12 protein-coding genes, 1 tRNA gene and 2 pseudogenes are annotated in these 23,820 nt (G+C 46.4%); 2 read left to right on the forward strand and 13 right to left on the reverse strand.

Annotated features, from left to right (window positions below; translation table 11 throughout):
- Positions 1-11: 11 nt before the first annotated feature.
- The 7 genes from AC1MDJ_RS01760 to AC1MDJ_RS01790 form a co-directional block, all read right to left on the reverse strand.
- Positions 12-1,229 (reverse strand): murein hydrolase activator EnvC family protein, encoded by a 1,218-nt coding sequence (locus tag AC1MDJ_RS01760; protein ID WP_479689239.1) that lies wholly within the window; start codon positions 1,227-1,229, stop codon positions 12-14.
- A gap of 158 nt (positions 1,230-1,387) precedes the next feature.
- On the reverse strand, positions 1,388-3,754 hold the full coding sequence (locus AC1MDJ_RS01765) for a flagellin N-terminal helical domain-containing protein (protein WP_479689240.1): 2,367 nt from the start codon (positions 3,752-3,754) through the stop codon (positions 1,388-1,390).
- Between the two features lie 131 nt (positions 3,755-3,885).
- Positions 3,886-6,267 (reverse strand): flagellin N-terminal helical domain-containing protein, encoded by a 2,382-nt coding sequence (locus tag AC1MDJ_RS01770; protein ID WP_479689241.1) that lies wholly within the window; start codon positions 6,265-6,267, stop codon positions 3,886-3,888.
- 145 nt (positions 6,268-6,412) lie between these two features.
- Positions 6,413-9,499 carry a flagellin N-terminal helical domain-containing protein gene (locus AC1MDJ_RS01775; protein WP_479689242.1) on the reverse strand — a complete coding sequence of 1,029 codons (3,087 nt, stop codon included), beginning with the start codon at positions 9,497-9,499 and terminating at the stop codon, positions 6,413-6,415.
- A gap of 109 nt (positions 9,500-9,608) precedes the next feature.
- A complete protein-coding gene (locus AC1MDJ_RS01780; protein WP_479689243.1) occupies positions 9,609-10,076 on the reverse strand; it encodes a RidA family protein in 468 nt (155 codons plus the stop codon).
- Between the two features lie 100 nt (positions 10,077-10,176).
- On the reverse strand, positions 10,177-10,347 hold the full coding sequence (locus tag AC1MDJ_RS01785) for a hypothetical protein (RefSeq protein ID WP_479689244.1): 171 nt from the start codon (positions 10,345-10,347) through the stop codon (positions 10,177-10,179).
- 32 nt (positions 10,348-10,379) lie between these two features.
- Entirely contained in the window at positions 10,380-13,355 is a 2,976-nt protein-coding gene (locus AC1MDJ_RS01790) for a flagellin N-terminal helical domain-containing protein (protein ID WP_479689245.1), read from the reverse strand.
- A 146-nt stretch (positions 13,356-13,501) separates the two neighbouring features.
- On the opposite strand from AC1MDJ_RS01790, the gene mutS reads away from it, so the two are divergent.
- Together mutS and AC1MDJ_RS01800 are read left to right on the forward strand one after the other, a co-directional pair.
- The gene (gene mutS / locus AC1MDJ_RS01795; RefSeq protein ID WP_479689246.1) at positions 13,502-16,120 is read left to right on the forward strand and encodes a DNA mismatch repair protein MutS; all 2,619 of its coding nucleotides are present in this window, start codon (positions 13,502-13,504) and stop codon (positions 16,118-16,120) included.
- A 63-nt stretch (positions 16,121-16,183) separates the two neighbouring features.
- A tRNA-Phe gene (locus tag AC1MDJ_RS01800) sits at positions 16,184-16,256 on the forward strand.
- A 116-nt stretch (positions 16,257-16,372) separates the two neighbouring features.
- On the opposite strand, the pseudogene AC1MDJ_RS01805 reads toward AC1MDJ_RS01800, so the two are convergent.
- From AC1MDJ_RS01805 to AC1MDJ_RS01830, 6 genes and pseudogenes are all read right to left on the reverse strand, one after another.
- Positions 16,373-16,573: pseudogene (locus tag AC1MDJ_RS01805) on the reverse strand (DUF1016 N-terminal domain-containing protein); the annotation flags it as partial.
- Positions 16,574-16,581: 8 nt separating this feature from the next.
- Positions 16,582-19,671, reverse strand: a complete 3,090-nt coding sequence (locus AC1MDJ_RS01810) for a type I restriction endonuclease subunit R (RefSeq protein WP_479689247.1) — start codon at positions 19,669-19,671, stop codon at positions 16,582-16,584.
- Between the two features lies 1 nt (position 19,672).
- Positions 19,673-20,878 carry a restriction endonuclease subunit S gene (locus AC1MDJ_RS01815; protein ID WP_479689248.1) on the reverse strand — a complete coding sequence of 402 codons (1,206 nt, stop codon included), beginning with the start codon at positions 20,876-20,878 and terminating at the stop codon, positions 19,673-19,675.
- Positions 20,875-21,759 carry a Fic family protein gene (locus AC1MDJ_RS01820; protein ID WP_479689249.1) on the reverse strand — a complete coding sequence of 295 codons (885 nt, stop codon included), beginning with the start codon at positions 21,757-21,759 and terminating at the stop codon, positions 20,875-20,877. Before AC1MDJ_RS01820 ends, AC1MDJ_RS01815 begins: the two co-directional genes overlap by 4 nt.
- Positions 21,760-21,875: 116 nt before the next feature.
- The gene (locus tag AC1MDJ_RS01825; RefSeq protein ID WP_479689250.1) at positions 21,876-23,450 is read right to left on the reverse strand and encodes a type I restriction-modification system subunit M; all 1,575 of its coding nucleotides are present in this window, start codon (positions 23,448-23,450) and stop codon (positions 21,876-21,878) included.
- A 158-nt stretch (positions 23,451-23,608) separates the two neighbouring features.
- Positions 23,609-23,820 (reverse strand): annotated as a pseudogene (locus tag AC1MDJ_RS01830) (hypothetical protein); the annotation flags it as partial.

A 23,820-nucleotide genomic window follows, 5' to 3' on the forward strand; every position in this document is an offset into this window, starting at 1 on the left:
TAACGGGTTGTCTATAATGCTAGCCAGTTTTCTGGGTTGAGTGCTTGTTCCCGCTGGCGAATTTCAAAATATAAATACGCAAGGTTTTGAGCAAATTCCGTGCTGATTAGCCCTAGTTGCTCCCCACGCTGCACATCATCGCCTGCATTTACATAAAACTCGTCTAGGTTGGCATAGACAGTATAATATATCGGGTCGTGTTGCACTATAATAATATTGCCCACCCCCGCAAGGTTGTTGACATACGCCACCCTGCCATTGAATACCGCCCGCACCTCGCCACCTCCAACAGACGGACGCAGACGCACCCCCTTGTGCGCTATCTTCACCCTAGTGCCGTCCTCTACCCGCTCGCCAAACCGTTCTACCACAACCCCGCGCATAGGCACAGGCAACTTGCCTTTCAGTCTGGCAAAATCACTATCAGGCAGCCTGCTATTGCCACCATCTTTGCGGATTTCAAGTTTTTGGCTTTGATTTATTGCAGAGTCTATGCTAGCCTGACTAGCCCGTAGCCTATCAATATACGCTTTTGTTGCTACAGCATCCCTAGATAGCTGTGCACGCCTAGTAGCCAACTTGTTGGTCTGGCTGGTCAACTCAGCAGATAGGTGCTTAATATCTGCCAGATAAGTATCTAGCTCAATGTTAGTCTGTGCTATTTTATGTTTAATTTCATTGCTCTCGGCAATGGTTAATGCCAGCTCCTTTACTCTAGTAGCTAGGGAACCGTTCACACGTGATAGTATCTCCAGCGTGGTTATCCCCTCCGCTCTGCCACCACCCGTCAGAGCAACCATAGCTGACATTTGTCTTGACGTATCTGTAACAAACATCAATCCACGCTTAATATGTGCACTATATGCGGCACGTTTAGAAGCTAGACTACGTTCGCGGGCAGAAATTTCTGCTAGTTGTTGCCTGCCTGCAGCTAGCTGGCGGGAAAGGATTGCTCCCGCTTGGCGGATGTCAGACTGGTTAGCCTCAAGTAGCTGAAGCTCGCGAGCTATATCGGAACGACTGGTTTCAAGAGCTTTCAAATCGCGCTCGCTCTGCTGGAGCTGCAGTTTCAGCCTAGATAGCCGCTCTGCATCAGTATCCGCATAAGCAACAACTACAAATAACAATAGTCCGCAGAAAAAACAACAATAGCTTATTGCTTTCCCCCATGTGTTGGCGGTAACTAGTGGGGTGCCAGATATACGCAGATAAGAGATAAACGAAAACATTATAGGATTATATGAGATATTATCAAAAAATGACAACTACATAAATAAGCGATAGCAACAAGTCCACTTTAACCTTGACCGCAACACTGTTCCAGCAAGCTGGAAAGACTCCCCCCCCCCACCACCACGAAGGGGGGGGGGGAGAGTAATAAATTTTACTACCTTCCTATCAGCGATAGTGCTGTTTGCGGTAGCTGGTTAGCTTGTGCTAGCATTGCCACAGCTGCGTTCACCAATATCTGACTCTTAGCAAATGTAGCCGACTCATCCGCCACATCTAGGTCGCGTATGCGAGACTCTGCTGCCATTAAGTTCTGCCTGCTTATACTAATATTCTTCATAGTATATTCCAGCCTGTTTATCTGTGCTCCTATAGTCGCCCTAGCATGAGTCGCAGCCTCTAACGCCTGGTCAAACTTAGTAATAGCTTTCTGCGATTCTTCCATAGTGGTAACATAAGCATCACTTATTTCTAGTCCAATAGTGTCCAGTCGCGCTACGCTTACATCAAACGTCTGCCCTTCACTGGCACCTACCTGCACCTTAGTAATGTTGCGCACTATATGCAAGAACACCTCTTGACTCGTATCTGCCGAAAATACTACCTTGCCATTCACAAGCTGCGCATTAGTGCCGACATTAGGCGCAATAATGACATCAACACCTTTAATAACATTGCGCAGACGAGAATCTGACACGGTATCTTTACCAATAAACTCACCGGTGTGCGCATCATTGACAGAGACTGTCATTGCACTCTCTTTAGATTCCTGTATCTGCAATATAGATAACGCATTCAAAACACCTTCATCGGCAACAAACCGCAACTCGCTGGCTCTTCCCATAAGTGCAGTCTGCATTATTATTGTGCCAGGCACGGCAAAATTGCCACCATTCGGATTCTGCTCACCGGGTTCTACATAGTGAATTAAATCTGATAGCTGCATATCGCCCGCCACATTCAGCTCAGCGAGTGCACTACGCAACTTGTCAACAAGCTCGTTTATAGTGTCCTCACCCTCCAGAGTAATGCTCGCCATCTTATTGTTAGCATAAATATCCAGATACTGAGTGTTATCTAATACCATACGCCCATCGGCATTGGTAAATAACCCAATATCTTTTAACTTGACACCGCCAGCACCAACAGTGCCCGCCTTAAAAGCATCCAATGTCACAGAGCCACTGATAAAACCAGTAACGTTATAGTCCTTATTCCACCTAACAGTGGCTACCTCAAACTTGCCATTATTGATAGTAACAGTAGTTATCTCGCCACCAGTGGTCTTGCCATTCTTTATCACCACACTCGGACTACCAATCACACCCGCAACCGTACCACCACCATAATTATCCACTGTATTAAGAATGTTAACGTCGGTCGCATTGGTAGCGACAGTCGCCCGAACTCTGATATCGTCTGCAGCACTGCCAGAAGCAACACCCTGAACGGTAAACAGTGTCTTATCGCCAGCAGTAATCATCGTGCCCACACTAGTTGCCGCGTTATTCATGCTCAGCGTAATCGTCATACCATTATCCATAACAAATTTGCCCGTAGCAAGTCCTGCTGCGGCATCATACAGAGTCTGGGTTTTGTCATAGCTGGTACCTGTAGATGCATCAGTAAATGTCACCCGCACATTGCTGATAGAACCGCTCAAAACGATGGTTTGGTCTGACAAGAACTCTACCGCTATATAACCAGTAGGTAAGTCGCCTGTTCCTGTCGCTGTCATCCTCACAGTAAATGAAGAAGCAGAACTGTATTTATAGCCGTTGGCTGCCACTGGCTGCCGCTGATACACTGCTTGCTTAGCAGCAACAGGTTCAGCAACTGGATTCGCATCATAAGTCGTGAAGTCTAGTCTAGTTTCATCCAGCGATACTACATCGCCTGTTGCAGCGAATGAGCGCAGAGATGTCCCGTTAGATAACGCCTTCTCTATCAATGTGTCACTTTTAACAGTCATAATATCCGTCTTATACACGGCATTAGTCCCTGGTATAGTGTTAAAGGTCAGCTTATAGTTGCCCTCAGCAGGAGCACCTTTCATAACAACATCTATATTGCCACTATCTGACGACCACAAACCCGAAGACTGCCCCGTTAAAAGCTTCTTCGTGTTGAACTCTGTTGATGACGATATACGGTCAACCTCAGCCTTTAACTGGTCAACCTCTTTCTGAAGTTCCCGTCTGTCGTTAGCAGTATACGTCCCATTACCAGCTTGAATCGCAAGCTCACGCATACGCTGCAACATATCACTGATAACCTCTATCCCGCCCTCAGCAGTCTGCAAAAACGAAATGGCATCCTGCGCATTCATAGACGCCTTGGCAAGCCCCTTTATCTGCCCACGCAACTTCTCAGAGATGGAAAGCCCAGAGGCATCATCTGACGCATGGTTAATGCGCAAGCCACTACTCAACCGCTCAATAGAACGCGTAAGCGAACTATTCGCAATGGTTAGGTTCGTCTGTGCCGTCACAGAGTACATATTTGTGTACATATTCAAAGCCATAAAGCATCTCTCCTAAAAATCAATCGCACGTCTCGTGTGGAGCTAATCGGCAAAACATCTATAAAACATTAGCACTTTTTTTTAATTATCTCTCCACCCCCCCACGAGAGGGGGGGGAGTAATAAATTTTACTATCTTCCTATCAGCGATAGTGCTGTTTGCGGCAACTGGTTAGCTTGCGCTAGCATTGCCACAGCTGCGTTCACCAGTATCTGACTCTTAGCAAATGTAGCCGACTCGTCCGCCACATCTAGGTCGCGTATGCGAGACTCTGCTGCCATTAAGTTCTGCCTGCTTATACTAATATTCTTCATACTATATTCCAGCCTGTTTATCTGTGCTCCTATAGTCGCCCTAGCATGATTCGCAGCCTCTAACGCCTGGTCAAACTTAGTAATAGCTTTCTGCGATTCTTCCATAGTGGTAACATAAGCATCACCTATTTCTAGCCCAATAGTGTCCAGTCGCGCTATGCTTACATCAAACGTCTGCCCTTCACTGGCACCTACCTGCACCTTAGTAGACTTGCCCACTATATGCAAGAACACCTCTTGACTCGTATCTGCCGAAAATACTACCTTGCCAGCCACAAACTGCGCATTAGTGCCGACATTAGGCGCAATAATGACATCAACACCTTTAATAACATTGCGCAGACGAGAATCTGACACGACATCTTTACCAATAAACTCACCTGTGTGCGCATCGCTGACAGAAACCGTCATCTCACTATTTTTAGATTCCTGTATCTGCAACACCGACAGCGCATTCAAAACACCTTCATCGGCAACAAACCGCAACTCGCTGGCATTTCCCATAAGCGCAGTCTGCATTATCATTGTGCCAGGCACGGCAAAATTGCCACCATTCGGATTCTGCTCACCGGGTTCTACATAGTGAATTAAATCTGACAGTTGCATATCGCCCGCCACATTCAGCTCAGAGAGTGCACTACGCAACTTGTTGACAAGGTCGTTTATAGTGTCCTCACCCTCCAGAGTAATGCTCGCCATCTTATTGTTAGCATAAACATCCAAATACTGAGTGTTATCTAATACCATGCGTCCATCGGCATTGGTAAATAACCCAATATCTTTTAACTTGACACCGCCAGCACCAACAGTGCCCGCCTTAAAAGCATCTAACGTCACAGAGCCGCTGATAAAACCAGCAACATTGTAGTCCTTATCCCACCTAACAGTGGCTACCTCAAACTTGCCATTATTGATAGTAACAGTAGTTATCTCACCACCAGTGGTCTTGCCATTCTTTATCACCACACTTGGACTACCAATCACACCCGCAACCGTACCACCACCATAACTAGCTTCTGCACCAATAAGGCTAACGTCGGTCGCATCGGTAGCGACAGTCGCTCGAACTCTGATGTCGGTTGCAGCATCAGCACCCGTAGGATTATCACCCTGAAGGGTAAGCAGTACCTTATCGCCGGCAGTAATCTGCTTGCCAACACTAGTTGTCGCACTATTATTATTCATGCTCAGCGTAATCGTCATACCATTATCCATAACAAATTTGCCCGTAGCAACCGCTCCTGTGGCATCATACAGAGTCTGGGTTTTGTCATAGCTGGTACCTGTAGTTGCATCAATAAATGTCACCCGCACATTGCTGATAGAACCGCTCAAAACGACGGTTTGGTCTGACAAGAACTCTACCGCTATATAACCAGTAGATACAGGGGTGCCTGTTACTGTCGCGCTCATGTCCACCGTAAAAGTACCAGCACCACTGTATTGATAGCCGTTGCTTGCCACTGGCTGCCGCTGATACACCGCCTGCATATCAGCACTAGGGTAAGGACCCGGATTCGGTTCAAAAGTCTTGAAGTCTAGTCTAGTTTCATCCAGCGATACTACATCGCCTGTTGCAGCGAATGAGCGCAGAGATGTCCCGTTAGATAACGCCTTCTCTATCAATGTGTCACTTTTAACAGTCATAATATCCGTCTTATACACGGCATTAGTCCCTGGTATAGTGTTAAAGGTCAGCTTATAGTTGCCCTCAGCAGGAGCACCTTTCATAACAACATCTATATTGCCACTATCTGACGACCACAAACCCGAAGACTGCCCCGTTAAAAGCTTCTTCGTGTTGAACTCTGTTGATGACGATATACGGTCAACCTCAGCCTTTAACTGGTCAACCTCTTTCTGAAGTTCCCGTCTGTCGTTAGCAGTATACGTCCCATTACCAGCTTGAATCGCAAGCTCACGCATACGCTGCAACATATCACTGATAACCTCTATCCCGCCCTCAGCAGTCTGCAAAAACGAAATGGCATCCTGCGCATTCATAGACGCCTTGGCAAGCCCCTTTATCTGCCCACGCAACTTCTCAGAGATGGAAAGCCCAGAGGCATCATCTGACGCATGGTTAATGCGCAAGCCACTACTCAACCGCTCAATAGAACGCGTAAGCGAACTATTCGCAATGGTTAGGTTCGTCTGTGCCGTCACAGAGTACATATTTGTGTACATATTCAAAGCCATAAAGCATCTCTCCTAAAAATCAATCGCACGTCTCGTGTGGAGCTATCGGCAAAACATCTATAAAACATTAGCACTTTTTTTAATCATCCCCCCACCCCCCACGTTAAAGCCCCCTCCCCACGAGGGGAGGGGGCGAAAGATTTTATTACCTGCCTTGTATCAGCTGTAGGGCTACCTGCGGCAACGTGTTAGCCTGCGCCAGCATTGCCACACCAGCATTCACTAATATCTGCTTGCTGGCAAATATAGCAGACTCCTCAGCTATATCTAGGTCGCGTATGCGAGATTCTGCCATTATCAGGTTTTGCCTAGTGGTAGACAAGTTCTGCATGGTGAACTCCAGCCTATTAACCTGCGCACCCAGTGTTGCCCGCATATTGACCATACGCTCTATGGCATAATCTAGCTTAGTAACAGCCTTCTGCGCCTCACCCACACTTGTCACATACACATCTTGTATGCCAAGTGCCAACGTATCGCACTGCGGGATAGTAATACCAAAAATCTGCTTCTCGGCACTGCCAACATGAACATAACGGCTCTTATCAACTATGTGCAAATACGTGCTTATTGAAGCCATAGGCTTATACGTCATCTGCCCTAAACTGCTGTCGTAATAAGCCTCCAACCCAAAGTTCGGGTCAACAGCTATATCAACACCCTTTATTATCCCCCGCACCACATAGTCCGATACCTTATCAGTGCCGATAAGCTCATCAGTATGCGCATCATACACAGAAACAACTATATAACTCTCCCTGCTACTCTGCAGCTCCGTGATACCCAGCGCATTCAATAACTCATCGTTAGCTATAAACTTCAAATCTGAAGCTGGTCCCGCTTTAGCAGCCTGAACGATAAGCGTGCCCGGCACCGTATTTATCCCAGTCTTTTGTTTGTTAGCTTCAGTCACATAGCGAACTAGCTCCTCCGCCCTGACAGTGTCCGCCCCAAGCCCTAATTCCACCAATGCCTTTTGCAGCTTATTCACTAAATCGCCAACTGTATTGTTGCCTTCCAGATAAATTTCTGTCATACGATTATGGTTACCATAAATAGTCAAAGTCTGTGTATTTTCCAGTATCATACGCCCATCAATATTAGTAAATGTTGCAATGTCTTTCAGCTTGGCACTGGGCGGTGCAACCTCTCCCTTCAAATACACCTCTATTCCAGTCACAAACGGATTAACCACATCAGACTCTTTAAGCATATCTACATATAGCGGATTTACAACCCACGATAGGCTCGCATCATAGAAATAGCCGCTCTCTATAGTCGCCCCTGCAATAGTGCCACCTGTTATAAGCCCATTCTCTATGCGTATAGTGGGACCATCTACTAGAACAGTCTTAGTTGCACTGTTGCCGTCGTGGTCAGTAGGCACACGCAAGGTGACCCTAGCATCACTGTCGCTAGCACCAGCCGCCACAAATGCCGTCTGATTCATAAACAACATCTTGTCGCCAGCAGAAATAGTGTCAGCCGTATGCACCCCATCTCCAGCTATCGGCAGATAAAAATTGAACTTAGTATCAGCATCAAGCTCAACATATTGGTGATATATGAAACTAGTGCCTACCGCACTAACAGTATCAGCCTGTGAAACCGTGTAGGCGGTCATATCTAATGAGACTGTCTTAGTTACCCTCTCCCCAGTGGCGACATCTACGAACGTGAACTTTACATTAGCAATAGTTTCTCTGCTGACTGCATCATAATCAGCCTCGCTGGTATAGGGGGCTAAACTGGTGTCTTTATTAAAGCCAGATACGGTATTCAGAAACTCTACCTCAATATAACCGCTCTTATTCAGAACGTTTGCGGAATCTAGCATACTGGAAGCGATACCATGGTTATACATGCCACTCACGAGCGAGTTTTCAAAATAGTTGCTGAAAGCTGCCGTTATACTAGCAGAAGCCAGCCTGTATGTAGAGCTTGACGAAACCTTTTGATAGGACGTAAGAAGCTTTTGCTCTGCCTCAATATCTGCGCTCACAACTAACGGCGGATACACATCAAAGCTCATCGTATCCCCCAGACCAACATCTATGTCGCCAAGAGAGCCTAGAAGTTCGCCATCAAATTGACTACCTATAGGGAGCTTAAAGTGGATTGTGTTACCGCCGACATTTACATTCGCCCCATAGTAATACCTGAACTCTGAAGCAATAGGGGGAAAAGTCGCTGACGCAGAATTTACGCTATAAACTTCTAAATCCAAGCTAACAGTTACAGTGGACGTAACATTAGTAGCTGCATCTACAAACTTAAACTCAACACCCGTTATAGCTGGCACAGCCGAAAAATCAGCATCAGAGGTGAGCTGTGCTGTTATGTTTATATTAGTAGCACCATTATTGAACGTAACTGTAAGCGCACCGCTACTGACAAACACACTATCTATATTGTTATCGCTAGATGGTCCCACAGCTGTCTTTAAGCTACTTACCGCCATAAAATAGTTTTTATATGTATTCATTGAAAAATCATAAGCAGCCGTGCTAGTTGCAGACACAAACACACCGCTACTAGTAGGAGCCACCACTGAATTGAACGTAGAATATACTAGCTGCGACCCATTCAACATCTTAATATCGCCCTTCGCAGTAAAATCAACAAGCGCAGGGCTAGCAGAGTCTATCGCCTGAACTAAATCTTTATTCAGCGCAAAGATATTTGATTTGCATATTGAGTTCCTGCCCGTGCCATCTGCATCTATAGTGACGCGATAGTTGGCACTCTCAACAGGTCCCCTAAATATCGCCGTTATCTGGTCGCTGTTAGCCGACCAAATGCCAGCGGATGAACCATTTAGTAGCTTTATAGTGTTGAATTCAGTTGATGCAGCTATATGGTCTATTTCCAGTTTCAGCTGGTCAACCTCTTTCTGTATAGACATACGGTCGTTGGCTGAATACGTGCCATTGCCCGCCTGAACTGCTAGCTCACGCAACCGCTGCAGTGCCTCATTCAAAACCTCCATGCCACCCTCTGCAACTTGCAACATTGATATGCCATCCTGTGCATTGAGTGACGCCCTACTCATAGCCCTAATCTGCGAACGCAACCTTTCTGATATTGCTAACCCAGATGCATCATCAGCTGCATGATTGATACGCAGTCCAGAAGACAAACGTTCTATTGATTTCGTTAGCGCAGTGTTTGCCGTCGCTAGATGCCCTTGAACCGTAGTCGCATACGTGTTAGTATAAACCGTAAGTGCCATAATTAACCTCCGTGTAACTCAGCTTGAACTTCCTTGCTCAAACTCTGGGCATCTTTATAGATTACCCCGTGCCCAAAAATCGCTCTATCTCACCCCCTCACGGGGAACACTACCCTATAACCTCTACTATCAATTCAACTTCCACAGGTGCGCCCGCTGGCAACTCCGCTACCCCCACCGCTGAACGCGCATGAGAACCTGCCTCAACCCCAAATATATCTACAAGTAACTGAGATGCCGCATTCATCACCGCCCCCTGTTTATTGAAACCCACAGCACTCGCCACAAAACCAACTACCTTAACAACACTCTTAACCCTATCCAGACTGCCCAGCTGCGCCACTATATGCGCAAGAGCATTCAAAACACACAGCTTGGCACACTCCTCAGCAGCTGCTACATCTACATTAGCACCCAGCTTGCCCTCAAATATCAGTTTGCCATCCGCTCCTACAGGGAGCATCCCCGAAGTGAATGCCATATTCCCACTACGCTTCAGCGGCACATACACGCCAATCGGTGCTGGTGGCGGTGGCAGTTTAAGACCCAGTTTTGCTAAATTTTCAGTTGCACTCATAAAAACCTCCATTTTTTCGGGAGGTAGAGGAGTGGCGCCCAAACCACCCCCCTTCCCGGTATCGTCTCTCTCTAAACGAATCTCTTATCAAATAACCTTTTTACAGCTTTATAGATTCAGTCTTGCGGATTATAGTCACCTTGCCCGCCTCAAACTTCACCTCTAACGAACCGTAAAACCCGCTCGCGAAAATCTCAGCTAGCATATCGTATAAACGCGCCAGTTGTTGATTTGCTTTCGGTTGCTCCGCCACTTTCAACGCTGCTCCCATAAAAATACCCTCCAAAATATATTTTTTAATCCCTACCGACCCTGTATAAGCTGCAACACATACTGCGGTATCTGGTTAGCCTGAGCTAACATCGCCACACCAGACTGTGTCAACATTTGGAAAGCCGCTAAATTAGTGCTCTCCTCCGCTACATCTAAATCACGTATACGAGATTCGCTAGTCGTCAAATACTGACTCGTGCTAGCTAAATTAGACGTGGTGTATTGCAGCCTTGATACCTGCGCACCTACACTGGCACGCACCTTAGTTACCCTATCTAACGCTACATCAAGACTGGTAATAGCTTTCTCAGCTAACTCGTGCGACACAACCAACAAATTCTCTACACCAAGCCCCTCTAAATCAAGCTGAGGGATAGATATATCCATAACCTGCCCATAGTCCGCCCCTATCTGCAACAGCGGTCTGCTATCAACTATGTGCATATATAGCTTGGTATTAGATACACTGACACTAGACTCAAACATTATTTCGTTGCGAAGGTCTGTATTGTTCCAGCTAACATCAATGCCCGCCCGCGCATCTAGCTTTATCTCCGCCCCGCCTATTAGCGAATACGCCCTATCATCACTCACACGCTCGCTGGCTATATGCACACCCGTGTGCGCATTGCTAATATCCACTATGCTAGTGCTGTTTATTGAACTGCGAACGGTGATAAGACCTAATGCATCTAATATGTCGCTGTCGCCCGTGAACGCCAACTCGCCTTGCTTGCCCGGTATCGCACTTTGCACTAATAGCGTGCCATGAACGCTGTCTAAAGCATCACTGCGCGTGTTAGGCATAGTCACATACTGAATCAGCTTAGAATTAACCTCCGGAGTGCTCGTTCCCATAGCGAGGTCTTTCACAATCGCCTTATTCAGCTTATTTACTAAATCAGCTATCGTGTCGTCAGCCTCCAAGAACACAGTCGCCTGACGGCTGTTACCATAAACAGTCAACTCCTGCGTAATATCCAACAACATTCTGCCGTCTTCATTAGTGAAAGCTTTCAGTGAACGTAGCTTGGTTGTGCTGGTCGCCGCCTCGCCAGAACCTTTAACCTCAAGCGCAATCTTGCCATCAGTCGTCCCCGCATATAGCGTGCTAACTGCCGTATCTAGCTGAACACCAACACCATCATCAAAAGTTAAATCTATACTGCCTAAGTTTATATTGCCCGTCTGCGAATCAAGTTCGGCATAATGCACCGTCACGATATTCAAGTTAAGCGTGCCCGTAGAACTATCTACTACCCTAGTCAACTCATGTGCACCATACACAATAACCGGAGAGCTTTGCACACCACTAGGACCCTCATTCAGCTGGATAGTGCCGCCACCATGCTCAAGTAGCTCTGATTCATAAACCTTAGGAGCTAACACAGGCATATAAACCGTGAAACTCATACTATCGCCAACAACAATATCTAAACTGCCCGCACTGCCGTTAGGTTCGCCGTCATAGTTAGTGCCTACAGGCATTTTGTAGTGAACCATATTGCCGCCGATAAGAAAACTAGCCTCATAGTAATACCTGTTAGTAGCACTAGGAAAAATTGTTGAGGAACTTACACTATAAACCCCCAACGTCAGCGAAGTAGTAACGGTGAATACATTGCCCGCCCCATCCACAAAGCTGAACTTAACACCATCTATATTAGGCATACTTGCAACACTAGTTGCTGACGTAATCTGTGCTGTTATATTTATATTTGTAGCACCCAACGTGAACTCAACCGTCAGCGTGCCACTAGAATTAAACACACTATTCGCATTGCCACTAACTGATGATGTTACAGTAGTCAAACCTGTGATAGCCTTAAAATACGTGTTATACGTGCTCGCTGGCGATGCAGGAACAAGATTAAAATCGTAACTGCCAGCTGCACTTGCAGATGTAAATATATTTGGTATTGCAGTCGGTGCCGCACGCGTATAAGGTGCTAAACTAGGATAAACATCGCTGACATTGGCTGAAACCGATATTAACAGCTTGTCGCCATTATGAATGCCGCCACCTTCAAGGGTGTTGACCATCAGATAAGCATTGCCCGCAGCATTCGGTAAAACTAGGTTGACATAGTCAGACCTAGCAGCTTCTAAATAAGGCGACACTTCGCCCGTCTTGGCATTGATAAAACGATACTTTACCCTAACTTCGTCAGCATTAACCGAACTGTTTAAGAACTCTACCTCAAAATAGCCACTGACGGTAGATGCAATAACCCCAACAGAGGCGTTCCACGTAGAGTTTGGCTGAGCATATCTGCCTATAATGTGCGTATCAGCCGCAGTGAGCGTTGATAACCCCGCAGTAACCGTCACCACAAATGGCACATTTTCGGTAGCAGTAAGCCCCTTAGGTGAACTAGATTTCAATATATTAGGCTTGTCAACACCTTCAATGTCAGCCAGTTGCGCCCCAATCTGACTCTCATTCAAGCTCAAAATATTGCTCTTTTGCACCTGATTTACGCCGGGCTTTACGTTAAGCGTCATCTCATAGTTGCCAGCTGCAAGCGGTCCGCGTATAATCGTTGATAAAAAATTATTATCAGTAGTCCATAGTCCAGCCGCTCTGCCATTGATTAACTTGTTGGTGTTGAACTCTGTGTTGTTGGCTATGCGGTCAATCTCCAGCTTGAGCTGGTCAATCTCCTTTTGCATTTCCATACGGTCGTTAGCTGAATAGGTGCCATTAGCTGCCTGAACCGCAAGCTCCCGCATACGAATAAGCATTGCAGAAGTTTGCTCCATAGCACCTTCAGCCGTCTGTAAGAACGACATGCCATCTTGCGCATTGAGAGACGCTTGCTTTAGACTTTTAATCTGCCCGCGCATCGTCTCCGAGACGGATAGACCAGCTGGGTCGTCAGCGGCATGATTTATACGGAGTCCAGAAGATAGCCGTTCAATAGTCGTTGATAAGCGCGACTCGTTACTGCTCAAGTAAGAGTGAGCCACCATCGCACCGAGATTCTGATAAATAGACAACGCCATAACATCCCCCTTGATTCTTTCAATAGAAAGGCGTATTAGTTCAATTGTTGCAGGGGGTATCGGCAGGTTTTAGAAAAACTTTAGAGAAAAATTAGAAAAAAAACTGAACTTGACAATATCATAGGAGGGTGCGTAAAATACCCGCTATGACAGCTCAAAATAACGATACCCCGATGATGAAACAGCTAGCGACAGTTAAAGCACAATACCCAGACGCTATCATATTCTGTCGCGTTGGCGACTTCTACGAAGTGTTCGGCGAAGACGCCATTACCACATCAAAGGTGCTCGGAATAGCCCTTACCAGCCGCAACAAAACCAGCTCCGACCCCCTGCCTATGTGCGGCGTGCCATACCGCGCCTATCAACAATATATGCTAAAAATGATTCGCGCTGGCTACAAGGTCGCCATATATGACCAACTGGAAGCTCCCGCACTGGCAAAGGGGATAATCAAACGCGGCATCACCCGCATAGTATCGCCGGGTACGGTCATTGACGAGGTAGAACTGCCAGATGCCGCTAATAACTTCATCGTAGCAATCTACCGCGATGAAATAGCCTTCTACGTAGCCGCTGGCGATATATCCACAGGGGAGATACATCTAACCCAAACAACCGAACAACTGATAGATGACACTATAACAGCATTCCAGCCAAAAGAAATTATCACAACATACGAACTATCACTTACAAGTGGCGCACCTAGACAAATAATGCAGCCTGCCACAACCGCTAACGCCATTAAAGCCATAATCGCACTATATGAGGACATAGAAAAAAACAAACGCGAACTAACCCTGAAAGATTTAGGCATTGAAAATAAACAGCTAGCCGTTCCATTTGAAATGATACTCCGATACGTCAAAGAATCTATGCTAGACGCTACTTTCGCCAGACCAAAAACATTGAGCGAAACAGGGCTGCTTACCCTAGATAGCATTGCTATTAGAGCACTAGAGCTAGTATATAGCCCCTACGAGGGCGGACGAACGCTGATGCAAGTGTTAAACCGCACTAGCACATCTATGGGCGCAAGGCTACTCCAATGGAAAATACTGCGCCCATCCAGAGATGTAGCAGTTATCAACAAACACTTAGACATTGTAGAATATTTTACAAAGAATAATGCCCTTGCAGAGGAGCTAGACAAGCTGTTGTCAAGCGTTTATGACGTAGAACGCATTACAAACCGCATATCCGCAAAGCGCGTATCGGCTAGAGAGCTTGTCTGGCTACGAGATTCGCTACTAGAACTGCCGCGCATAGCAGACATACTAGAAAGTTCAGGCATTGAAAATATCGCAAACTTAGGCGTTAAAATGAAAGACGCGGGGCTAATAGCCGATATGCTAATGGCGGCTATCGCAGACGAACCGCCACAAACACTAACCGCAGGCGGTATCATAAAAACAGGCTACAACAAGACCGTTGATTCTCTGCGCTCCGCTACTACAAGCGGCGGAGATAAGATACTCGCACTTGAAAGCAGACTACGCGAGCAAACTAAAATTAACTCGCTGAAAATATCCTACAACAAAATGCACGGCTACTATGTAGAGGTGACAAGAGCAAACCTGCATAAAGTGCCACACGATTTTGAGCGCGTATATACGCTGGTGAACGCCGAACGATTCATAACCCCTGAAATACAGGAGCTAGCAGGCAAAATACTAGGTGCTGAGGAACGACTCGTCCAGCTAGAATATGACTTATTCTGCTCCGTGCGCGATATGGTAGCGGAAAGCGCGGCAATGTTGAGAGCAACAGCCACAAATATAGCCAAACTAGACCTATATATATGCTTCTGCAAAGTATCGTTAGAGCATGGCTACATAAAGCCAATAGTAGATGACAGCGGCGAACTAGATATTGAGGGCGCACGCCACCCTGTAGTGGAAACACTAATGAAAGGAGAGTATATACCAAATGACGTTCACCTAGACGAGCGGTCAGGCAAACTAATGTTGATAACAGGACCAAATATGGCTGGCAAAAGCACATATATGCGAAGTATCGCACTAGTGGCACTAATAGCACATATTGGTTGTTTCGTGCCAGCAGAACGGGCGCATATCGGCGTGCTTGACAGGATATTTACAAGGGTAGGAGCTAGCGACAATATATCACGCGGGCAGTCAACATTTATGACGGAAATGACGGAAACAGCGAACATATTGAGGAATGCCACTGACAAATCGCTACTAATCATTGATGAAATTGGACGCGGCACATCCACCTATGATGGAATATCAATAGCATGGGCAGTGGTGGAGTATATACTAGACAAAATTAAAGCCAAGACACTATTCGCTACGCACTATTTTGAGTTGACAGACATTGCAGAGCTAGAGGGAGCGTCTGGCATAAAGAACTACACAGTATCAGTACGAGAAATGGATGATAATGTTATATTTATGCGCAAGATTATTCCCGGTGTGGCTGACAAGAGCTATGGAATATACGTAGCCAAACTTGCGGGGCTACCAAACGACCTAATAGTCCGCGCTAGAGAGGTGCTAGGTAGCCTGCACGCTAATCAAGAAAGTGCACTTGCACCTATGCCAGCACCAACATCCTCGCCTGCATATGCGTTCACCCCCGTGCCGAAACAGATTAAAGGCAGTGAGATAGCGGTGCGTCAGCTGTTAATTTTTGACGAAAATCACCCCGTGCTAGAGCGATTAAAGAATATTGATGCCAACACTATGTCGCCTATAGAGGCGTTAAACCTAGTGGTAGAACTAAAAAAACTTGCAAATTAAAAATATGTTGACAGGATTGGTTGTTTAGTGATAGTATCAGCGCGTTATTTTTTATTTCTAAACGCCCAAGTAGCTCAGTTGGCAGAGCAAGGGACTGAAAATCCCTGTGTCGATGGTTCGATTCCGTCCTTGGGCATAACAGCATAATATAAAGGCACTATTTTGAGCAAACGGGCGATTATGCGTTCTCGTTGGTGCTTTCATACCTTGCTGACCATAACGGCTGGCAAACAGCAAAATCGCATCAACTTGTCGTTCAAGCTCCCGAACGGAATACTTGTTTTTGACCGCTAATGTCAGATAAAATTCACGGGCTTCATCGGTTTTAGCTGCCGATATGATTATCAAATTGTGCGACCAAATAACTTCTCGCGACAGCGTTGCGAGAAGTTTGTTGATTGTTGATTTTACAACATTTTTAGCCATTTTACAACTTCCTGTCCATGTTTCCATTTTCTCTCCTAAATCCCGAAATACTTCTCAAAGAACGCGCGGAGTTTCTGCAATACGACAGACTTTTTCTTCGTGCGAGCTTTGTCTTTGCCGAACAAACCAATCGCGGGTAAGATTTTATCAAAACCCGTTCCAGTTGCTTTAATCTCACCATCGCGGAAAGATTTTTCAATAAAGGTTTTCGTCGGGGCTTCTTTCAAGCCTTCTTCTTCAATGATTTTTTGCAGGTCTTCCGCGCGGCGCTTGTCCGCGAATGCTTTCCAATCGGAATCAATATCCAGTTTTTTGTCGTTGTTCAATGTCGCGATAAAGTTTTGGATAAGCTCCTTTTTACTGCGCAGCTCGACGCTTGAATTCATCGCCTTATCAATCGTTGTAAGGATTTCTTTGTCCTTCATTTTGGACTTGTGGTATTTGGCGACCAGCTCAAGAATGTAATCGATGTCGATTGTAATCTGCTTGACCAGCTCCATTTCAAATTCAATGTCGTCGTTGATTATCTCCTTGTCACCGCCCGCATCTTTGCGTAGCTTGTCATACAAATCCAAGTATGCGCTCTGATAATCCTGAAAATCGCGTTCGGTCAAAATCTCGTTCTCTTTGAATTCGTCGAATGAGGTCAGGATATTCTTTGCCCGCAGGATTGCGCCGTAAAGTTTGATGAATTCTTTTTCAGCCTTCTCCCCGACAATGAGCATTCCCGCCAGCGGAAACTTTTCCAACAATTCTGCAATCAAGTTTTTGTAGCCTACCTGCGGCTTGCCGTCTTTGTCATAGCCGTTGTAATAATCGTCGTAAGATTTCAGCAATACAATGCCGCCAGCCTCGCGGTCGCCGAAGATTCCGATGGCTTCGTTCGTGGCTTCTTCCAAGTTTCTGAAGCAAACGATGTTTCCGAATGTCTTGACCGAGTTCAATATGCGGTTCGTGCGCGAGAACGCCTGCAACAAGCCGTGATGTCTAAGGTTCTTGTCAACCCAGAGAGTATTTAATGTCGTCGCATCAAAACCCGTTAGAAACATATTCACGACAATCAGCAAGTCTACTTCGCGATTTTTAACCCGTTGCGACAGGTCTTTGTAATAATTTTGGAACTTGTCCGAACTGGTGTCGTAATTTGTCTTGAAGGTTTTATTGTAATCCTTAATCGCCATGTCCAGAAAATCGCGCGAAGCCTTGTCCAAGCCGCTTGTATCTTCCAAATTTTCGTCTGGAACAAAATCCCCGCCTTCGTCCTCATTTACGCCGAAACTATAAATCAGTGCCGTTTTGAGCCGTTGTGCTTCTGGCAGCTGCGCCATTTGCTTTTGGAATTCAGCGTAATAAAGTTTTGCCGACGGAATGGAGTCCACCGCAAAAATAGAATTAAAGCCGGACAGGCGAATTTTTTGCTTTATCTCTTCCGCCTTTTCCGCGATAACCTCTTTGACATTCATAAGTTTGTTGAAAATATAAGAGCCGTCGTTGCGCTTGGTCTTCTGGTTGAAATGCTCCAAGATATATGAAACATTGTTTGCGATTCTACGCGGGTCTTTCAAGGCCTTTTCCATCTCTATGGCATAGACCTTTTTATCTTTGATGTCGGTCTTCATTTTTATGGTGTTGATATAGTCAATGCGGAACGGCAGGACATTCTCGTCATTGATTGCGTTCACAATCGTGTAGATGTGCAGTTTCTGCCCGAACGCCTGTTCGGTGGTTTTCAGCTGCGGATTACCGCCGCCAGAGGCATTGACGGCAAAAATAGGCGTGCCGGTGAAGCCGAAGATATGGTATCTCTTAAAATTCTTGATAATCTGGGCGTGCATATCGCCGAACTGCGAGCGGTGGCATTCGTCAAAAATCAAAACAACATGCTTATTGAAGGCAATGTGGCTTTTGTTTTTTGATATAAAGTTCGCCAGTTTCTGTATCGTTGTGATAATGATTTTATCGTTCGGATTTTCAATCTGCTTTTTCAGAATGGCGGTGCTGGTGTTGGAATTCGCCGCGCCTTTCTGGAACTTGTCGTATTCCTTCATGGTCTGGTAGTCAAGGTCTTTGCGGTCGACGACGAACAGCACCTTGTCAATATAGTCCAGCTTGGTCGCCAGCTGCGCGGTTTTGAACGATGTCAGCGTTTTGCCGCTGCCCGTGGTGTGCCAGACATAGCCTCCCGCGTCTATCGTTCCCAATAATTGCTTGTGGTTGCTGGACATGGCGATTTTGTTGATAATCGCTTCGCTGGCCGCAATCTGATACGGGCGCATTGCCAGCAGGAGCTTGTCGCTGGTAAAGACGCAGTATTTTGTAATGACAGAAAGCAGGGTGTGCTTTGACATAAATGTCTTTGCAAAATCTGTCAAATCGGCAATGCGCTTGTTTTTGCTATCCGTCCACCAAGACGTGAATTCATAACTATTGCTGGTCTTTTTGCCGGATTTCCCGTTCAGTTCCTTGATATGCGCGTTGCGGGTGGTGTTGGAATAGTATTTGGTGTGCGTGCCGTTGGAAATAACGAATAATTGCACATATTCATAAAGCCCAAGGTCTGCCCAGAAAGAATCGCGCTGATAGCGGTTGATTTGATTGAAAGCCTCGCGGATTGCAACGCCGCGCCGCTTTAATTCAATATGAACCAGCGGAAGCCCGTTGACCAATACGGATACATCATAGCGGTTGTCGCGCGTTCCGGACGCCTCGTATTGGTTGATAACTTGCAAAGCGTTGTTGTGGATATTGGCTTTGTCCAGAATAGAGATGTTTTTCGTACGTCCGTTGTCCAGACGGAGGTTATACCGCTCGTTTTCTTGAATGTTGAAAGTTTTCTCTTCTATACCTTCCGTCGCCTTGCACAGGTATTCGTTCATAAGGTGCGACCATTCGGCATCGGAAAATTCATATTTGTTCAACTTGGAAATCTGCACGCGCAGATTGGCGAGCAGGTCATCGTTGTTCTTGACGACAAGGTATTCATAGCCGTTGGATTTCAATATGCGGATAAACTCTTTTTCAAGGTCGGCTTCGGACTGATACTTCGCCGCCCCCAAGTCCTGCGGCGTGTATTCTGCGACAACGGTTGAAAAGTTATTCTGCGCGATGATGTTCAATTCTTTCATCCTATGCCTCGGCCGGGAAGGTTAGCAGCTTGTCCCGATAGTATTCGTATTGCTGATGGCGGGCGGAGATTTCGGCGGGCAACCCACCGCTCAAATCATTCACCAGCGCGTCAAATTTATCAAGTATGGCGACAATGCGGGCTTGCTCGTCCAGCGACGGCAACGGTATTTTGCACTTTGCCATATCATCGCCGCTAACGCGAATGACCTTTGTCCCTGTCGCATACCGCTTTTTGTGGTCAAAGAACATTGGCGTTTGCATAAAATAAGAGATATATTTGGGGTTTTGGTCGTGGCGGAAAATATACATATCGCCGCTGATGCCAATTTCCCCATCACCGAGCCACACACACGACTTGCAAACATCTTCCGTATTCTCGCTTGTCGTGGCAATCAGCAAATCGCCCTTGCGGGCTTTGCGGAGTTTCTTCGCAAGGGCTTCGGATACGAACGATTTTGTCCGGTCGGCGGAAGTTCCATAAAATGTATAAATCTGGCCGTAGTGGATGCAGCCCACGCCCTCGGGGGTAAAATCTTTCTTCTGCAATCCGTTTCCGCGTATGAACATTCCTATTTCTCCGAGGGTTCGCCAGACAACGAAAGGACTCTCTCTCTCTAGGTTTCTGCCGTTTTCAGGGAATGAGAGGAGTTGGTCGCGATAAAAATGGTATTGCTTTGTTCTTGCTTCCAGCTCTGCTTCCAGCTCTGCTTCCAGCTCTGCTTCCAGCTCTGTGAAATTGTCAAGAATCTTGACAATTTCACGCTGGATTTCCAGCGGGGGAAGAGGAATTTCAAGGGCTCTTATATTTTTGCTGTTCAGCCCCGGAATGCCAGCCCCGTGCTTGGATTCCATAATTTTCGCCTGATTATGCTTTACGAAAAAAAACAGGTATCGCTTGTCCAAGTCGGCGGTGTTCGGGCGGATGACATAGCAATGCGCTCCGGCCCAGAATTTTGTCTTTATCCAATTTACGAATCCGGCGGACGCGCCGCCCTGCGAAATCGTTATCGTATTTTCTTGCTCGTTGTATTTTTCGGAATATCCCGACGCCGCCACGCCGCCGTTTATAATCGGATAGTCGCCGACCTCGTGCATATCGCGCTTGTTGAACTGCGAGCCGGTGTAAATGTCGCAAACTTCCCCCAGCGGTTTATATTTCACACCATCGGGGCAGAGGTCGGCAATCATTTGCTCTATTTTGTTCATTTCGCTACCTTCTTCAATTTATACTTCCTGCCCTTGTTCTGTCCGATTGCGACCAATACACCAGCCGTTACCAGTGCGGCAAAGTATTTTTTGACGCTTTCCGCTGATTTATTCGTAAGCAACTGCGCCTTGTAATTATCAATTTCGCCGTTATTTTCAAGGTATCCTATTATCCCAGCCAAAAACTCTTTTTCGCCTTTGCCCAATTTATCGGTAATTATATCGGTGATTATATCGGTAATCTTTGTCGTAGGCAATTCCTGCAATGCCTTGGAAATCGCCGTCAGCATAAACTCTATAAACTCGGTGGAATCCGCTGTTTTTTCAGCCCGACCAAGAACGGCATAGTATTTCGCCTGATTCTCATAAACGATTGTTTCTACCGGAACCCATGCAAAAATCTCGTGCCATTTCGACAGCACCAGCGTTTGCCATAACCTTCCCATGCGTCCGTTGCCGTCCGCGAACGGGTGAATGAACTCTATCTCAAAATGCAGGACGGAACTTTTAATTAAAGGATGAATATTAGATTTTTTCGCCCAATCAAACAAATCCTTGACCAAGCCTGCGACATATTCTGGACGCGCGCCCATATGCACGACTTTTTCGCCGGAGAACACTCCTACATCCTTGGCGCGGTATTGTCCCGCCTCTGGCACCAATCCAAGCGTCATCAGCTTATGCGCAGTCAGAAAATCTTTCGGATTAAACGGATTGAAGCCCAAAATATGCTCGTAAGCTTCATAAGCATTTTTGACTTCAGCTATTTCGCGCGGATTTCCAACAATCTTTTTGCCGTTGATAACATCGGTTATCTGTTCAAGCGAAAGGGTGTTACCCTCTATGGCGGTGGAAGATTGTATAGAGCGCAGGCGACTCACTTTGCGCAAATGCAAGTTGCGGCCATATTCGCCAGAACCTTTGATTTTCCCGATATGCTCGGAAATCTGGGCTACAAGGTTTGTTATTTTCTCGGTAATGGAAAATGGCGGTTGTTTCATTTTGCACCGTCTTCTATGTCCGCAATGATTGCGTCTATTTCCGTGCGGAGTGTGTTTTCCCGCGCCACTATCTGTGCAATCCGCGCGTTCAGTTCCATTATATCCACCGCCTCGCGCGTGTCCTTTTGTGCGACATAGGTGCTGACCGATATGTTGTAATCGTGTCCGGCAATTTCCGAATTATCAACCAATCGCGCAAAGTATTCCGAATCTTTGCGTTCTATGAATGCGGCTAGGATTTTCTCTATATTCGCGGCGCTCAATTTGTTTTTGGCGCTTCCGCGAACAAACTCGGCGCTTGCGTCGATGAACAGCGTCTTGTTTTCGCTCTTATTCTTTTTCAGAACCAGAACGCTGGTCGCGATTGTCGTTCCAAAGAACAGATCCGGCGGCAGCTGGATAACCGCGTCAACAAAGTTATTGTCTATCAGGTATTTTCTGATTTTCTGCTCCGCTCCGCCGCGATACATGATGCCCGGGAAGCAGACTATCGCCGCCGTGCCGTTCGTTGCCAGCCACGAAAGCGAGTGCATGATAAACGCAAGGTCGGCCTTGCTTTTCGGGGCGAGGATGCCGGCGGGAGTGAATCTCTCGTCGTTTATCAAAATCGGATTGCCGTCGCCGTCCCAATGAATGGAATACGGCGGATTGGAAACGATTGCCTCGAACGGCTCGTCATCCCAGTGCTTGGGTTCAAGCAGGGTGTCGCCGTGCGCGATGTCAAAGTTTTCATAGTTTATATCGTGCAGGAACATATTGATGCGGCAGAGGTTGTAGGTCGTTATGTTGCTTTCTTGCCCATAGAAGCCGTTGCGAACATTATCCTTGCCCAGAATTTTGGCGAACTTCAGCAAGAGCGAGCCCGAGCCGCAGGCTGGGTCATAAACCTTGTTGACCTCGGTTTTGCCGACAACGGCGATTTTGGTCAGCAGCTCGGAGACTTCCTGCGGCGTGAAGAACTCGCCGCCGCTTTTGCCCGCGTTGGCCGCATACATTGTCATCAGGTATTCGTAGGCGTCGCCGAAAACATCAATCGTATTGTCGCCGTAATTGCCCAATTCCAAATCGCCGATAGCATTCATCAGTTTAGCAAGAAGTTCATTGCGCTTTGCGACTGTTGCGCCCAGCTTGTTGCTGTTGACATCAATGTCGTCGAACAAGTCTTTCATATCGCTTTCGCTGTCCGTTCCGGCAGCCGAATTCTCAATGTTCGTGAAAACCCGTTCCAGCGTTTCATTCAAGTTCGCGTCATTGCTGGCATTCCTGCGGACATTTGCAAACAATTCGGACGGATAGATGAAAAATCCCTTGGTGGTTAAAATATCCTCGCGGCCGTTTTTCGCGGCGGCATCGGAAAGACCGGCATAATCAAAATCTTTTTCGCCCGCCTCAAACTGCACGCCGTTGATGTATTGCGAAAGATTTTCGGAAATAAAACGATAAAACAGCATTCCAAGAACATACTGCTTGAAATCCCAGCCGTCTACAGACCCGCGCAAATCGTTCGCTATCCGCCAAATTGTTTGGTGCAGATTGCCACGCTCCTGCTCTTTTTTGTTGTCTGTCGCCATCTTGTAATCCCTTGTTTTCCAGATTAGGGGCTGACATAGATAAAATTATTTTGGTTCAAGCCTAGTTTAGAGAAAATTTCTAGTCTCCCCTTGTGGAGTGTTTTGTAGCACATTATAAACACCGAGTCAAATGTTTTTTTGTTCAACACAAAATATTTCTATTTAATTCCTTTACAATCCCGCTGTAATGGCGTTTTTCTGAACTCTTTCAGCAAGATTTTATATATATCTTCTCGCCTATGATTAAAACGCCATTCCGTCTCTTTAAGGTGTAATATAAAACTCTTGGGGTTTATCCCCCTAAACTTTGCAAGCCTTGTCTTGGCTATCCCCCAAAAGTTCTCTATCCCATTCACATGCGCCCTGCCAT

The organism is Candidatus Termitispirillum reticulitermitis (genome assembly GCF_054655775.1).